At 72.2% G+C, this 14,093-nt stretch carries 14 protein-coding genes; 5 read left to right on the top strand and 9 right to left on the bottom strand.

Annotated elements, in window-relative coordinates; translation table 11 throughout:
• From rsfS to lpxK, 5 genes are all read left to right on the top strand, one after another.
• On the top strand, positions 1-769 hold a 769-nt coding region (gene rsfS, locus ACVMLK_RS05395; RefSeq protein ID WP_457485826.1), incomplete at its 5' end, for a ribosome silencing factor.
• Positions 770-780: 11 nt separating this feature from the next.
• Entirely contained in the window at positions 781-1,233 is a 453-nt protein-coding gene (locus tag ACVMLK_RS05400) for a 23S rRNA (pseudouridine(1915)-N(3))-methyltransferase RlmH (protein WP_457485848.1), read from the top strand.
• A gap of 81 nt (positions 1,234-1,314) precedes the next feature.
• Complete coding sequence (locus ACVMLK_RS05405) at positions 1,315-2,031, top strand: lysophospholipid acyltransferase family protein (RefSeq protein WP_198365762.1); 717 nt, start codon at positions 1,315-1,317, stop codon at positions 2,029-2,031.
• Positions 2,032-2,041: 10 nt separating this feature from the next.
• Positions 2,042-3,364, top strand: coding sequence for a 3-deoxy-D-manno-octulosonic acid transferase (locus tag ACVMLK_RS05410; protein ID WP_457485827.1), 1,323 nt, complete (start codon positions 2,042-2,044; stop codon positions 3,362-3,364).
• A 142-nt stretch (positions 3,365-3,506) separates the two neighbouring features.
• Entirely contained in the window at positions 3,507-4,496 is a 990-nt protein-coding gene (gene lpxK, locus ACVMLK_RS05415) for a tetraacyldisaccharide 4'-kinase (RefSeq protein ID WP_457485828.1), read from the top strand.
• A 118-nt stretch (positions 4,497-4,614) separates the two neighbouring features.
• Here the strand turns inward: lpxK and ACVMLK_RS05420 are convergent, their stop codons facing one another.
• The 9 genes from ACVMLK_RS05420 to ctaD all read right to left on the bottom strand — a co-directional run bounded on the left by ACVMLK_RS05420 (position 4,615) and on the right by ctaD (position 14,085).
• The gene (locus ACVMLK_RS05420; protein ID WP_457485829.1) at positions 4,615-6,042 is read right to left on the bottom strand and encodes a M20 family metallopeptidase; all 1,428 of its coding nucleotides are present in this window, start codon (positions 6,040-6,042) and stop codon (positions 4,615-4,617) included.
• 149 nt (positions 6,043-6,191) lie between these two features.
• On the bottom strand, positions 6,192-7,322 hold the full coding sequence (locus ACVMLK_RS05425; RefSeq protein WP_457485830.1) for a THUMP domain-containing class I SAM-dependent RNA methyltransferase: 1,131 nt from the start codon (positions 7,320-7,322) through the stop codon (positions 6,192-6,194).
• 22 nt (positions 7,323-7,344) lie between these two features.
• The gene (locus ACVMLK_RS05430; protein WP_457485831.1) at positions 7,345-8,832 is read right to left on the bottom strand and encodes a carboxypeptidase M32; all 1,488 of its coding nucleotides are present in this window, start codon (positions 8,830-8,832) and stop codon (positions 7,345-7,347) included.
• A complete protein-coding gene (locus tag ACVMLK_RS05435; RefSeq protein ID WP_457485832.1) occupies positions 8,829-9,497 on the bottom strand; it encodes an SURF1 family protein in 669 nt (222 codons plus the stop codon). The genes ACVMLK_RS05430 and ACVMLK_RS05435 overlap by 4 nt, the downstream gene beginning before the upstream one ends.
• A 211-nt stretch (positions 9,498-9,708) precedes the next feature.
• The gene (locus ACVMLK_RS05440; RefSeq protein WP_198365756.1) at positions 9,709-10,560 is read right to left on the bottom strand and encodes a cytochrome c oxidase subunit 3; all 852 of its coding nucleotides are present in this window, start codon (positions 10,558-10,560) and stop codon (positions 9,709-9,711) included.
• Positions 10,561-10,677: 117 nt separating this feature from the next.
• The gene (locus ACVMLK_RS05445; protein WP_457485833.1) at positions 10,678-11,307 is read right to left on the bottom strand and encodes a cytochrome c oxidase assembly protein; all 630 of its coding nucleotides are present in this window, start codon (positions 11,305-11,307) and stop codon (positions 10,678-10,680) included.
• A gap of 13 nt (positions 11,308-11,320) precedes the next feature.
• Complete coding sequence (locus tag ACVMLK_RS05450; RefSeq protein ID WP_198366206.1) at positions 11,321-11,494, bottom strand: hypothetical protein; 174 nt, start codon at positions 11,492-11,494, stop codon at positions 11,321-11,323.
• On the bottom strand, positions 11,491-12,426 hold the full coding sequence (locus ACVMLK_RS05455; protein ID WP_457485849.1) for a heme o synthase: 936 nt from the start codon (positions 12,424-12,426) through the stop codon (positions 11,491-11,493). The genes ACVMLK_RS05450 and ACVMLK_RS05455 overlap by 4 nt, the downstream gene beginning before the upstream one ends.
• 48 nt (positions 12,427-12,474) lie before the next feature.
• A complete protein-coding gene (ctaD, locus tag ACVMLK_RS05460; protein ID WP_198365753.1) occupies positions 12,475-14,085 on the bottom strand; it encodes a cytochrome c oxidase subunit I in 1,611 nt (536 codons plus the stop codon).
• Positions 14,086-14,093 lie beyond the last annotated feature (8 nt).

Here is a 14,093-nt window from a genome sequence, read left to right on the forward strand (position 1 = left end):
CCCCAGCGCCGGAGGCAGCCCGGGCAAGGCCACCGCCCGGACGGCCCCGAAGGCGGCGCGCGGCACCGCCGCCAAGTCCGTGGCGGCGAAGACGCCGGCGCGCGCGACGGCCGTGACGGCGAAGCCCAAGGCCGCCACGGCGACCAAGGCCAAGCCTGCCGCGCCGGCCCGCAGGCCGAGCCGGCCCAAGGTGCCGCATCTCGACGTGATCGTGCAGAGCGCCGTGCGCAGCCTGGAGGATGACAAGGCCGAGGATGTGGTGGTGCTGGACGTGGCCAGCCGCGCCGCTTTCGCCGACCGGATCATCGTCGCCACCGGCCTCGCCGACCGGCAGATCCAGGCGATGGCCGCGCATCTGGAGAAGGCCCTGGCCGAGCACGGCATCCGCCGCATCCGCACCGAGACCTCGGCCGACTGGGTGCTGCTCGATGCCGGCGACCTCATCGTGCATCTCTTCAAGCCGGAGGCCCGCGCCAACTACCGGCTGGAGAAGATGTGGGGCCCGGACAGCCCGCCGCCCGACGACCTGGTGATGCCGGCCGGTGATGTCCCGCCGGAGCCGCCGCCCGCGGAGGACGACTTCATCCCCTCGCTCGAGGCCTTCGAGGATGAGGAGGACGAGGACGACGACGAGGATGACGAGGACGACGCCGACAGCCTCAACGGCCCCGGGGACCCGGTGGACGAGCCGGACGACGACGAGGACGATGAGGACGACGACGAGGAGGAGGACGAGTCCCCCGACGCCCCGGAGGAGGAGCCGCGCTGAGCCGCGCGCCGCTGCTCATCGCCGTCGGGCGGTTGCGGTCCGGGCCGGAGGCGGCGCTGTTCGAGCAGCACAACGCCCGCCTCCGGCCACCGCTGGCGGTGCGCGAGATCCCGGAGGCGCGCGGCTCGGCCGCCGAGGTGCGCCGCCGGGAGGGCGCCGCCCTGCTCGCCGCCCTGCCCGAGGGGGCGCTGGCGGTCGCGCTCGACCTCGGCGGGCCGGCGCCCGACAGCGAGGGGCTGGCGGCCTTGATCCAACGCTGGGAGGAGAGCGGCCGGGGCCTGGCCTTCCTCATCGGCGGGGCCGAGGGGCTGGACCCCGCCGTGCTGTCGCGGGCGGACCACCGGCTTTCCCTCGGTCCCCTGACCTGGCCGCATTTCCTGGTGCGCGGGCTGCTGGCCGAGCAGCTCTACCGCGCCCAGGCCATCCGCGCCGGCCACCCCTACCACCGCGCCTGGCGGCCCTGAGGCGGGGCCGGCCCGACGGGGCGGGGTTTCCGCATCCGCCGGAGCTATGCTAGGGGCGCATCCCGTGACCGGGCGCATTCCATGTTTCGCAGGCTGATCCGCCACCCCCGCACGCAGTCGGCCCTGGCCTGGCTGCTCAGCAGCTACCTCGCCCTGTGCTACCGCACGACGCGATGGAGCCTGATCGGCCATGCGGAGATCGCAAGGCATGCCGGTGAGGGCAGGCCGGTCATCATCACCTTCTGGCATGAACGCCTGCCGATGATGCCCATGCTCTGGACCGTCACGCATCGCCTCTTCCCCCAGGCGGAACACTGGCGGCCGCATGTGCTGGTGTCCCAGCACCGCGATGGCCGCTTCATCGGCGAGGTGGTGTCGCGCTTCGACCTCCGAATGGTGCATGGCTCGACCTCGCGCGGCGGGGCCGGGGGGCTGCGTGTCCTGCTGCGGGTGCTGCGCGAGGGCAGCCCGGTGGCCATCACGCCCGATGGCCCGCGCGGACCACGCCGCAAGGCGGCCGAGGGCGTGGCGCAGCTGGCCAGTCTCTCGGACGCGCCGGTGCTGCCCACCGCCGCCGCCGCCCGGCGCCATCGCCTGCTGCCGAGCTGGGACCGCATGATGCTGCCCCTGCCCTTCACCCGCGCGGTGCTGGTCTGCGGCCCCGCCATCCCGGTGGCGCGGGGCGAGGAGGCCGCGGCGCTGACGACGATCGAGGCGGCGCTGGATGACGCCTGCGACACCGCGGACCTCTGGGCCGCGGGGCGGCTGCCCCCCCACCTGGCGGCGATGCCGCTGTGACCGGCCGCCCATGAGCCTGGCCGGCCGCATCAGCCATGCCGTGGGCACCGGCCTCGCGCCGCTCCTGCCCTTCTGGCTGGAGCTGCGTGCCCGGCGTGGCAAGGAGATGCCGGAGCGGCTGGCGGAACGGCGGGGCGAGGCCGCGTCGCGCCCCGCCGGGCCGCTGCTGTGGCTCCATGCCGCCAGTGTCGGCGAATCGCTCTCCCTGCTGCCGCTGATGGACGCCCTGGTCGAGCGGCGGCCGGACCTCCACCTTCTCGTCACCACCGGCACCGTCACCGCCGCCACCCTGCTGATGCAGCGCCTGCCGCCCCTGCTGGCCGACCGGGTGCATCACCGCTTCGTGCCGCTCGATGTCCCGCGCTGGGTGGAGACCTTTCTCGACGGCTGGCGGCCGGACGGCGCCATCTTCGTCGAAAGCGAACTCTGGCCCAACCTGACCGCCGCCCTGGCGCGCCGCGGCATCCCCCTGGCGCTGGTGAATGCCCGCATCTCCGCCCGCTCCGCCCGCCTCTGGCACTGGGCGCCCGGGCTGATGCGCGACATGCTCGGGCGCTTCAGCCTGGTGGTGGCGCAGAGCGAAGGCGATGCCGAGCGGCTGCGGCGGCTGGGCGCGCCGGGCGCGGTCTACTGGGGCCAGCTCAAGGCCGCCGCCGAACCGCTGCCCGCCGATCCGGCCGAGCTGGCCCGGCTGCGTGCCATGACCGGCGACCGCCCGATCTTCCTCGCGGCCAGCACCCATGCGGGAGAGGAGGAGATCGTCTGCGCGGCGCACGCGGCCCTGCTTCCGCGCTTCCCCGACCTGCTGACCATCATCGTGCCGCGTCACACCGAGCGCGGGGCGGCCATCGCCGCCCTGGCCGCCGCCGCGGCCGCGCCACGCGGCGTCACCCGGCGCGCCGAGGGCGGCGACCCGGTGCCGGAGGCCGGCATCCATGTCGCCGATACGCTGGGCGAGCTGGGCCTGTTCTACCGCCTGGCCGATGTCGCCCTGGTCGGCGCCACGCTGGTCCCGAAGGGCGGCCACAACCCGCTGGAGCCGGCGCGGCTCGGCTGCCCGATCCTGCTCGGCCCGCACACGGAGAACGCCCTGGAGGCCGCCGAGGCGCTGCTGGACCGTGGCGGGGCGCTGCCGGTGGCCTCGGCGGCGGCGCTGGCACAAGCGGTTACAGACGTGCTATCCGATCCGGCGCGGGGTCACGCCATGGCCACCGCCGCCGCCGCCGTCGCCGCCCGGTCGGCCGGGCTTCCCGGCAGGCTCGCCACGGCGGTCCTCGGAATCATGCCCGCCCTGCGGGACGGCGTGGCGCGGCAGCGCGGGTATTGTTCTTGAGCGGGGCCGCGCCCTGCGGGCATCCTTGTCCGGAAGGCTGGGGCCCGGGAGGCTGGTTCCGCGAAGGCGTTCACGAGCATCGCACCGGCTGGCCAATCCTGGCCTCGCCGGATCTGCTCTAGAGAGGACAGGTCAGAGCCGGATGCGTGCCCCCGACTTCTGGAGCGGGGGCGGCTGGGGAATCGCGCCCCTGCTGCTCTCGCCGATCGCCGCGATCTACGCGACCGCCACCGCCCGCCGGGTCGCGCGGCGGGGCTGGAAGGCGCCGGTGCCGGTGATCTGCTGCGGCAATGCCACAGCGGGTGGCGCGGGCAAGACCACCGTGGCCCTGGATATCGGCCAGCGCCTGTCCAACCGTGGCGTGGCGACGCATTTCCTGACCCGCGGCTATGGCGGCCGGCTCAAGGGGCCGGTCCTGGTCGACACCAAGCAGCACGACAGCAAGGCCGTGGGCGACGAGGCCCTGCTGCTGGCGGCCACCCGCCCGACCTGGGTGGCGAGCGACCGCGAGGCCGGGGGCCGCGCCGCCGTCGATGCCGGGGCCCAGGCCATCATCATGGATGACGGGTTGCAGAATCCGGGGCTGGAGAAGGATCTCTCGCTTCTGGTCATCGACGGCCCCTACGGCTTCGGCAATGGCCGCATCATCCCCGCCGGGCCGCTGCGCGAGCCGGTCGCCGAGGCCGCCGGGCGCTGCCGCGCCGCGGTGCTGATCGGCGAGGACGAATCCGGCGCCCTGGCGCAGCTCCCGCCGGGCCTTCCGGTGCTGCGCGCCCGCCTGGTGCCCGGGCCGGAGGCGGAACTGCTGAAGGGCCAGCCGGTCTTCGCCTTCTGCGGCATCGCCAATCCACGCAAGTTCTTCACCTCGCTGCAGGAGGCGGGGGCGGTGATGGCGGGGCGCGTCTCCTATGCCGACCACTACCCCTTCGACGCCGGCGACCTGCGCGAGCTGCTCGGGCAGGCGGAGGCGCTGCGCGCCATTCCGGTGACCACGCGCAAGGACTACGTGCGCATCCCCCCCGCCTTCCGCAGCCGCGTCACGGTGCTCTCCGTGCGTCTGGACTGGGAGGACCCGCTGGGGATCGAGGCCCTGCTGGAACCCCTGGCGCAGCGGGTGCCCGTGCCCGCCTGAGGCCGGGATCCGCTCCAGAGCATTTTCCGTTCGCCCTGGCTCACGGCAAACGCTCTGGCCATTTGTTTTTGCGAGCATCTTCACCCGATCAGCTGCTTCCACCCGATCGGGATCCGCTCTAGCCGCCAGCGGCCATGTCGAAGGGCGGCGGCACCTCCTTCGGAATCGGGAAGACCTCGGGCATGCCGGCGGTGCGGGCGGCGTGGTCGGCCCTGGCGCGGGCCAGCAGGGCAGGATCGCTCAGCGCGTCCGCCGCGGTGCCGGCCATCACCTTGGCGACATGCTCCAGCCCCTTGTGCGCGGCGGGCGTCTTGCCCTGGGCGACGATCTGCCAGGAATGGCCCGGCGTGCCGATGGCATGGGTGGCGCCGCGCGCCTGCACCGTCGGCACCTTCCAGGACACCGTGCCGACATCGGTCGAGCCGACGCCGCTCGGCGCGGGGGCCGAGAGCGGCACCAGCCGCTCGGCCAGCACCTCGCCCGGAATCGGCGCCAGGCCAACGCGGCGATAGGCGCTGTCGATCTCGGCCGGGGTCAGCGTCGCCTGGATCGCGTGGGCGAAGGCCTTGTCCGCCGCATCGAAGCGCGGCGGCCCGAGGCGGAGGAAGTTCTCCTCCATCGCCTGCTCCAGCGGATCGTTGCCGACCAGCTCGGCATCGGCGCTGAGCACGCGGTCGGTGACGGAGGTCTCGGTCATCAGCGCGGCACCCTGCGCCACCTTGCGCACCCGCTCCTGCAGCGCCAGCACCTCGGCCATGGTGAGCGAGCGGATCAGGTAGCGCACCCGCGCCCTGCCCTGCACCACATTGGGCGCGATGCCACCGGCATCCTGCAGGGCATAGTGGATGCGCGCATGGCTCGGCATGTGCTCGCGCATGTAGTTGACGCCGACATTCATCAGCTCGACGGCATCAAGCGCGCTGCGGCCCAGATGCGGCGCGGCGGCGGCGTGGCTGGAGCGGCCGGTGAAGCTGAAGTCCATCTCCAGGCAGGCCAGCGAATGCGGCTTGTTGACGCCGGAGAAGGCCGCCGGGTGCCAGCAGATGGCGATGTCGACGTCGTCGAAGGCGCCGTCGCGCACCATGAAGCCCTTGGCCGAGCCGCCCTCCTCGGCCGGGCAGCCGTAGTAGCGCACGCGGCCCTGGATGCCCCTGGCGGCCAGCCAGTCCTTCACCGCGGCGGCGGCCAGCAGGGAGGCCGAGCCCAGCAGGTTGTGGCCGCAGCCATGGCCATGCCCGTTGGGCTCGACCGGCCGGTGCTCGGCCACGCCGGCCTCCTGGCTGAGGCCGGGCAGCGCATCGTACTCGCCCAGGATGGCGACCACCGGCCCGCCCTCCCCGGCCTCGCCCATCACGGCGGTGGGAATGCCGGCGACGCCCCGCGTCACGCGGAAGCCCTCGGCCTCCAGCGCCTCGGCATGGGCAGCGGCGGAGCGGTGCTCGGCGTAGTTCAGCTCCGGCATGCCCCAGACGCGGTCGCTGAGCTCGAAGAAGCGCTCGCGCTTCTCCTCCACCCGGCGCCAGATCTCCTCGCTGTTGCTGCGCATGACCGCCTGCTCCATCGGACTGTCCTGCTGGGGGCTCAGCGCATCCTCGCCCGCCGTGCAAGGCCGGAAGGCGTGAATTCCCAGCCTGCCCGGCGATTCGGGCCCTGGCCCGCTTCGGGAGGGCGGCCGCCATCACCCCGGAGCGGTTTTCAGGGCAGCGCCGCAGTCCGGTAGAGGGTGACGCGCAGCCCGCCATGCGGCACCGGCGGATCCGTCGGCAGGAAGGGCAGGCCGGTGGCATGGGCCAGCCGTGGCTCGGCGGCGACCAGGCCGACGCGCCAGCCGGAGAAGTGGGCCGCCAGCACCTGACCGAGCGCGCGATAGAGCGGCAGGAGCTTCTCCCGCTCGCCGAGACGGGTGCCGTAGGGCGGGTTCACGATGACCAGGCCGGACATTCCCTGGGGCGTCCCCTCGGGTGGCCGGACCTCGCTGATCGTCGCCTGCCGGAACACCGTCCGCGCCGCCAGGCCGGCGCGCTCGGCATTGGCCCGGCTCATGGCGATGGCGCCCGCGTCCCGGTCGCTGCCATGGCAGAGCACCGCCTGCGGGCGCTCGCTCCGCACCACCGCGCGCATGCGGGCCCAGGCCTCCGCATCGAAGGTGGCGAGCTTCTCGAAGGCGAAGGCACGGTTCCGGCCGGGGTTGAGCCGGGCCACGATCTCCGCGGCTTCGAGGACGAAGGTGCCGGAGCCGCACATCGGGTCGAGCAGCGGCTCGGTGCCGTCATAGCCGCAGCGGCGCAGGAACAGCGAGGCCATGGTCTCGCGGATCGGCGCCGCGTTCACGGCTTCCTTGTAGCCGCGCTTGTGCAGCGGCGCGCCGGAGGTGTCGACGCTGAGGGTGCAGGTGTCGTTCTCCAGCCGCGCCCGGACCAGGATCTCCGCCTCGGGCGATTCCGGCGCGCCCAGGGTCTCGCGGATGGCGGTGGCGATGCGCTCCGCCGCCGCGCCGCTGTGATAGATGCGCGAGCCGGCGCAGCTCGCCTCCACCCGGAACGGCACGTCCGGCCGCAGGATATCGGCCCAGGGCACGCGGCGCGCCCGGTCATCGAGCTGGGCGAGGTGCACGGCGCGGAAGGCGGCGATGCGGGCCAGGACGCGCCCGGCGCCGCGGAGCCAGAGATTGGCGCGCCAGACCTCCGGCCAGCCGCCCTGGAACACGACCCCGCCGGGGACCGGCCGGGGGCGGCGGAAGCCCTTGCCGCGCACCTCGTCGCACAGCACGTCCTCCAGGCCTGGCGGCGCGGCCAGGAAGATCTCGAAACCGGTGTCTGTGGTCATCGCGCGCGCAGGCCAGCCTTCCTCAAAGATACCGCTCGGTCAGATGCGCCGTGAAGTCCGAAGGGTCCAGCGGCTTGCCCGTCGCCGCCCGCAGCAGGTCCTGGAAGCCGAGCCGGGACCCCTGGGCATGCACCCTCTCCCGCAGCCAGCCGGTCAGCGGCGACAGGTCGCCCTCCGCCAGGGCGGCATCCAGATCGGGCAGGCCAGCGCGCGCGGCGCGCATCAGCTGGGCCGCCGCCATGGCGCCCAGCGTGTAGGAAGGGAAGTAGCCGAAGGCCCCGTCATGCCAGTGGATGTCCTGCAGGCAGCCACGCGCGTCGTCCGGCGGGGTCAGGCCGAGCAGGGCGGCGAAGCCGTCGTTCCAGGCGCCGGGCAGATCGGCCACGGCGAGATCGCCGCCGATCAGCGCCCGCTCCAGCCGGAAGCGCAGGATGACATGGGCGGGATAGGTCAGCTCGTCGGCATCGACGCGGATGAAGCCGCGCTCCACCCGGCGCCAGAGGCCGGACAGGTTCTCCGCGGCATAGGGCGCCGCCGGGCCGCCGAAGGCCGCCTGCAGCCGGGGGCCGATGAAGCGGAGGAAGGCGTCCGAGCGGCAGGCCTGCATCTCGATGATCAGGCTCTGCGATTCATGCGCCGCCATCCCCGCCGCCTCGCCCACGGGCTGCCGCGCCCAGGCCGGCGGCAGGCCGCGCTCGTAGAGCGCATGGCCGGTCTCGTGCAGCACGCCAAGCAGGGCGCTAGCGAAATTCGCCTCGTCATAGCGGGTGGTGATGCGGACATCGGTGGGCGTGCCGCCGCAGAAGGGATGCAGGCTGCGGTCGAGCCGGGCATGCGCGAAGTCGAGCCCGGCGCGCCCGGCCATCTCGCGGCAGAGGGCCTCCTGCGCCGCCGCGGGGAACGGGCCCTCGGGCCGCAGGGCCGCGGGCCGGCGCGCCTGCCGCTCCTCGGCGCGCGGCAGGGCCTCGGCGAGGAAGCCCTCATAGGCGGCAAAGACCGGCTCCACATCGGCCGCCGTGATGCCGCGCTGGTAGCCCTCCATCAGCGCGTCATAGGGCGCGAGGCCGGTGACGGCGGCCAGCGCCGCCGCCGTCTCCCGCTGCAGCCGCACCACCTCCTCCAGGAAGGGCCGGACGCGGGCGAAATCCGAGGCGGCCCGGGCCTCGCGCCAGACCGTCTCGCAGGCGGCATTGGCGCGGCTGCTGGCCTCCACCAGGGCGGTCGGCAGGGCGGTGGCGCGGGACTGGGCCTGGCGCATCAGGGCCAGGTTGGCGGCGTCCCACTCGCCCTCCGCCTCTGCCTGGGCCAGATCATCGGCCAGGGCCGGCGCCGTCAGCAGCTCGTGCGCCAGCCCGGCCAGGGTGGCGAGCTGCTCGCCCCGCGCGGCGGCGCCCCCGGGCGGCATCACCGCGGCCGCGTCCCAGTGCAGCATGGCCTGCGCCTCGCCGATCAGGGCGATGCGGGCGAAGCGGTCCTTCAGCCCGGCGTAGGCGGTGGTGGCATGGCTCATGCGACGGGTTCCTTCAGGCGGGCGCGGGCCCAGGCGATGAACACGCCCACCAGGGCCAGCGCCAGCCCGTACCAGGTGACGACATAGCCGAGATGGTTGTTCGGCGGCTGCGGGAGGTGCCGCGCCGGCTGCGGCAGAGCGCGCGAGGGCGGGCCCGACGGTGCGAGGGCGACCAGGGCGAAAGGCGGCATCTCCGGCAGGCCCAGGGCGGGACCGATGACCGAGAGGTCGAGCGTGTAGAAGCGCCGCGCCGCCGGATCGTCGGTGGCGCTCAGCGCGCCGCGCGGCTCGCTGGGGCGCAGATAGCCCTCGATCCGCACCTCGCCCCCGGGGCGGTCGACCGGCCGGTCGCGCTCGAGCGGCACCCAGCCGCGATTGACCAGCACCGGAGGTCCCTCGGCGCGCAGCAGGGGGGTCAGCAACTGCGCACCCAGCACGGCGTCCCGCACCTCCAGCCCCAGCAAGGCCTCGCGCTCATGCAGGAAGCGGCCGGTGACATGGAACCGGGCCCAGGGCTCGGGGTCGGCGGTCAGCGGCCGCGCCGGGCCGGCCTGGGCAGCGGCGAAGCGGGCCAGCAGTTCGGTCTTCCAGTACATCCGCTGCACCTGCCAGGTGCCGAGGCCGATCAGCAGGGCCAGGACCGGCAGGGTGACAAGGATGGGCACCACAAGGCGGCGCCAGCGCCCGCCGCTCATCGGGCGCCCCCGGACAGGGCCCCGGGCGAGGCCCCCGGGCGAGGCCGGGCGGGATCATGCGAAGAACAGGCCATGGCATCCATGAAAAAGGCCGGGCCGCGACTGGCGCGCCCGGCCGGAAGGGCCCCACCCGGCCGCCCCGCCCGGAGGCTCCGGAGCGCGGCGGCGGGCCGATGGCGGATCAGTGCTGGGCGATGACGCCGGCGCCCGCCACGTAGATGCAGACGAAGAGGAACAGCCAGACCACGTCCACGAAGTGCCAGTACCAGGCAGCCGCCTCGAAGCCGAAATGGCGCTGCGGCGAGAAATGGCCCTTCCAGGCGCGGAACCAGCAGACCGCCAGGAAGATGGTGCCGACGATGACATGGAAGCCATGGAAGCCGGTGGCCAGGAAGAAGACCGAGGGATAGATGCCGCCGCCATGGAAGGCGAAGGGCGCCTCGGCATATTCCACCGCCTGGAAGAAGCTGAAGGAGATGCCCAGCAGCACGGTCAGGCCCAGGCCCTGCAACAGGCCCTTGCGGTCGTTCTCCAGCAGGGCGTGGTGCGCCCAGGTGACGGTGCAGCCGGAGAGCAGCAGGATCAGCGTGTTCAGCAGCGGCAGGCCGAAGGGATCGAAGGTGTGGATGCCCTCGGGCGGCCAGATCGCCTTGGCGGCCCCGGAGACATGCTCCGGATAGAGCGCGAAGTGGAACCAGGCCCAGAAGAAGGCGACGAAGAACATCACCTCGGAGGCGATGAACAGCATCATGCCGTAGCGCATGCCGAGCCGCACGACGGGCGTGTGGATGCCCGGCGTGCGGGCCTCCCGCACCACGTCGCGGAACCAGAAGAACATCGAGGTCAGGGTGCCGAGCAGCCCCAGGAAGAAGGCCCAGCGCACGCCATGCTGCGCCCAGAGGATGATGCCGAAGAGCAGCAGCCCGGCGGAGAAGGAGGAGACCAGCGGCCAGGGGCTGGGATCGACCAGGTGGTAGGGATGCTTGTTGGGAGGCGGGACTTCCGCGTCCAGGGTCGTGTTGCTGCTGGCCATGGTGCTTCCTGGGACTCGACTCAGGGGATTCGCGGAACGCCGCCCGCCGGGAGGGGCTGGCGGCGCCCGGTCAAACTCGTCGCATCAATCCTCAAAACGGCTTGCGGATCAAGTGCGTCACCGGGTCAGCGTGGGGCGCGCGGGGTCTGCCTCGCTCCATTTCCCGGCATGGGGCCCCGCCTTGGCCAGGGCGCCGGCGCGCTCCGCATCGGCCAGGGTGCGGAAGAAGGTGTAGCTGAGGGTGATCGTGCCGATGTCCCGCGTGTTGGGGTCCTCGGCGATCTTCGGATCGACCCAGAAGGAGATCGGCATCTCCACCTGCTGTCCGCCCTGCAGGGTCTGCTCGTCGAAGCAGAAGCAGTGGACCTTGTGGAAGTACGGCCCCGCCACCTCGGGGGTGACGTTGTAGGTCGAGATGCCGGTGCTCGGGCCCGCGGCCTGGCTGCGGGCGGTGTAGAAGGCGATGCCCTCCTCGCCCGGCCGCACGCGCATCGCGGTCTGGCCGGGCTGGAACTGCCACGGCAGGCCCGGATGGGTGGTGGCGTTGAAGCGGACGGTGATGCTCCGCCCGTCCGCGGCCCCCGGCGCCGCCGCGCTGTTGATGACCGGCGTGCCGCCATAGCCGGTGACGGCGCAGAACAGGGTGTAGAGCGGCACGGCGGCGAAGGAGAGGCCCAGCATGCCGCCGACGATGGCGGCGGCGCCAAGCGCGACCCGGCGGTTGCGGCGGGCGAGATCGGGGGTCATGCGCGCCCTTCCCTCATTCGGTGATCGACATGCGGGCCATGGCGATGAAATAGAACAACGCCACCAGCCCCAGCAACACGGCCAGAATCGCCCAGTTGCGCCCGCGCCGGCGGCGGATGAAGGCCTGCTTCTCCTCCTCCGTCATGCCGGCCGGGCCGCCCCGCGAGGCCTTCGGGGGAGCGCTCACGGGCCGAAGACCAGCTTGTCCGCCGCCAGGGCGGCGAAGAGCATGAACAGGTAGATGATGGAGAAGCGGAAGGCGGCGCGCGCCGGGGCGTCGTTGGTCAGGCTGCGGCCGGCCTCGTCCTGCGCGTCGCGCCGCACCCGCCACATCGCCTCCAGGAAGAAGGCGCCCAGCACCAGCGCGGCGGCGCCATAGGCCAGGCCGGCCATGCCGAGCAGCGTGGGCAGCAGGCCGAGGGGCGCCAGCGCCAGGGAGTAGAGCCAGATCTGCCGCCGCGTCTCCCGTGCCCCGGCCACCACCGGCAGCATCGGCACGCCGGCGCGCTGGTAGTCGCCACTGGCATAGAGCGAGAGGGCCCAGAAATGCGGCGGGGTCCAGACGAAGATGATCGCGAACATCACCAGCGCCTCGAGCGAGACCTGGCCGGTCACGGCGGCCCAGCCGATCACCGGCGGGAAGGCGCCCGCGGCGCCACCGATGACGATGTTCTGCGGCGTCCGCCGCTTCAGCCACATGGTGTAGACGAAGACGTAGAAGCCGATCGAGCCGGCCAGCACGGCGCCGGCGGTGAGGTTCACCGCCAGCCCCATCAGCAGCACCGAGGCGAGCGCCAGGACGATGCCGAAGGTCAGCGCCGCCTCGGGCCGGATGCGGCCGGCGGGGATCGGCCGGCGCGCCGTGCGCCGCATCACGGCGTCGATGTCGCGGTCGAACCACATGTTGATGGCGCCGGCGGCGCCGGCCGCGACGGCGATGCAGAGGATGGCGGTGGCGGCCAGCACGGGATGGAGCCCGCCCGGCGCCACGATGATGCCGACCAGCCCGGTGAAGACCACCAGCGACATGACGCGCGGCTTGAGCAGCGCCAGCCAGTCGCCGACCTCGCTCAGGTCAAGCTCGGCGGATGCGCCGAGGGGGGCCGAAGCCCCCCCCATACGGATCTCGGAATCGATCGCAGTCTCACTCATCAGCCGTATCGAACCTCAGCGGATGCGGGGCAGTTCATCGAAGGTGTGGAAGGGCGGCGGGGAGGAGACCTGCCATTCCAGCGTCGTGGCGCCCTCGCCCCAGGGATTGGCGGCGGCCACTTCCTTGCTGGTGAAGGTGCGCCAGCAGACATAGATGAAGACCAGGAAGGATGCCACCGAGATATAGGAGCCGAGGCTGGCGATCAGGTTCCAGCCGGCGAAGGCGTCCGGATAATCCGGGTAGCGGCGCGGCATGCCCTGGGCGCCCAGGAAGTGCATCGGGAAGAAGGTCAGGTTCACGCCGATGAAGGTCAGCCAGAAATGGATCTGGCCCCACTTCTCCGGGTACTGCTTCCCGCTCATCTTGCCGATCCAGTAGTAGAAGCCGGCATAGATGCCGAAGACGGCGCCGAGCGACAGCACGTAGTGGAAGTGCGCGATCACGTAGTAGGTGTTGTGCAGGATCGTGTCCACGCCGGCATTGGCCAGCTTCACGCCGGTCACGCCACCCATGGTGAACAGGAAGATGAAGCCGATGGCGAAGAGCATCGGCGTCTTGAAGGAGATGGAACCGCCCCACATGGTGGCGATCCAGGAGAAGATCTTGATGCCCGTGGGCACGGCGATGACCATGGTCGCGGCCATGAAATAGGCCCGCGTGTCCACCGAGATGCCGGAGGTGAACATGTGGTGCGCCCAGACCACGAAGCCGACCACGCCGATCGCCACCATGGCATAGGCCATGCCGAGATAGCCGAAGATCGGCTTGCGGCTGAAGGTGGAGAGCACGTGGGAGATGATGCCGAAGGCCGGCAGGATCATGATGTAGACTTCGGGATGGCCGAAGAACCAGAACAGGTGCTGGAACAGCACCGGGTCGCCGCCGCCGGCGGGGTCGAAGAAGGCCGTGCCGAAGTTGCGGTCCGTGATCAGCATGGTGATGGCGCCGCCCAGCACCGGCACCGAGAGCAGCAGCAGGAAGGCGGTGACCAGCATCGACCAGACGAAGAGCGGCATCTTGTGCAGCGTCATGCCCGGGGCGCGCATGTTGAACACGGTGGTGATGAAGTTCGCCGCGCCCAGGATCGAGCTGGCGCCCGCCAGGTGCAGGCCGAACAGCGCCATGTCCGGGCCCATGCCGGCCTGGTAGGTGCTGTTGGACAGCGGCGGATAGAGCGTCCAGCCCGTGCCGGCGCCGCCGACGAAGAGGCTGCCCACCGTCAGCAGCAGGGCCGGGACCAGCAGCCAGAAGGAGATGTTGTTCAGCCGCGGGAAGGCCATGTCCGGCGCGCCGATCATGATCGGCAGGAAGTAGTTGCCGAAGCCTCCGATCAGCGCGGGCATGACGACATAGAACACCATCACCACGCCATGCGCGGTGACGGCGACGTTCCAGGCCTGGCCGCTGGCGAAGATCTGCATGCCCGGGGATTGCAGCTCGATCCGCATCAGCAGCGACAGGCCGATGCCGACAAAGGCCGCAGCCACCGCGAAGATCAGGTAGAGGATCCCGATGTCCTTGTGGTTGGTGCTGAAGAACCAGCGCGCCACGAAGCCGGGCGTGTGGTCGTGGTGGCCGTGATCCCCGTGGCCATGGGTGTCGTGCGTGTGTGACGCGGTCGCCATCTCTTGTC

This window comes from Teichococcus aerofrigidensis (assembly GCF_054073225.1).

Bases quoted from the DNA above. Each gene is read 5' to 3' on its own strand.
- ACVMLK_RS05405 (WP_198365762.1), top strand. From the start codon at position 1,315: ATGTTTCGCAGGCTGATCCGCCACCCCCGCACGCAGTCGGCCCTGGCC.
- ACVMLK_RS05410 (WP_457485827.1), top strand. From the start codon at position 2,042: ATGAGCCTGGCCGGCCGCATCAGCCATGCCGTGGGCACCGGCCTCGCG.
- lpxK (WP_457485828.1), top strand. From the start codon at position 3,507: ATGCGTGCCCCCGACTTCTGGAGCGGGGGCGGCTGGGGAATCGCGCCC.
- ACVMLK_RS05420 (WP_457485829.1), bottom strand. From the start codon at position 6,042: ATGCGCAGCAACAGCGAGGAGATCTGGCGCCGGGTGGAGGAGAAGCGC.
- ACVMLK_RS05425 (WP_457485830.1), bottom strand. From the start codon at position 7,322: ATGACCACAGACACCGGTTTCGAGATCTTCCTGGCCGCGCCGCCAGGC.
- ACVMLK_RS05430 (WP_457485831.1), bottom strand. From the start codon at position 8,832: ATGAGCCATGCCACCACCGCCTACGCCGGGCTGAAGGACCGCTTCGCC.
- ACVMLK_RS05440 (WP_198365756.1), bottom strand. From the start codon at position 10,560: ATGGCCAGCAGCAACACGACCCTGGACGCGGAAGTCCCGCCTCCCAAC.
- ACVMLK_RS05445 (WP_457485833.1), bottom strand. From the start codon at position 11,307: ATGACCCCCGATCTCGCCCGCCGCAACCGCCGGGTCGCGCTTGGCGCC.
- ACVMLK_RS05455 (WP_457485849.1), bottom strand. From the start codon at position 12,426: ATGGGGGGGGCTTCGGCCCCCCTCGGCGCATCCGCCGAGCTTGACCTG.
- ctaD (WP_198365753.1), bottom strand. From the start codon at position 14,085: ATGGCGACCGCGTCACACACGCACGACACCCATGGCCACGGGGATCAC.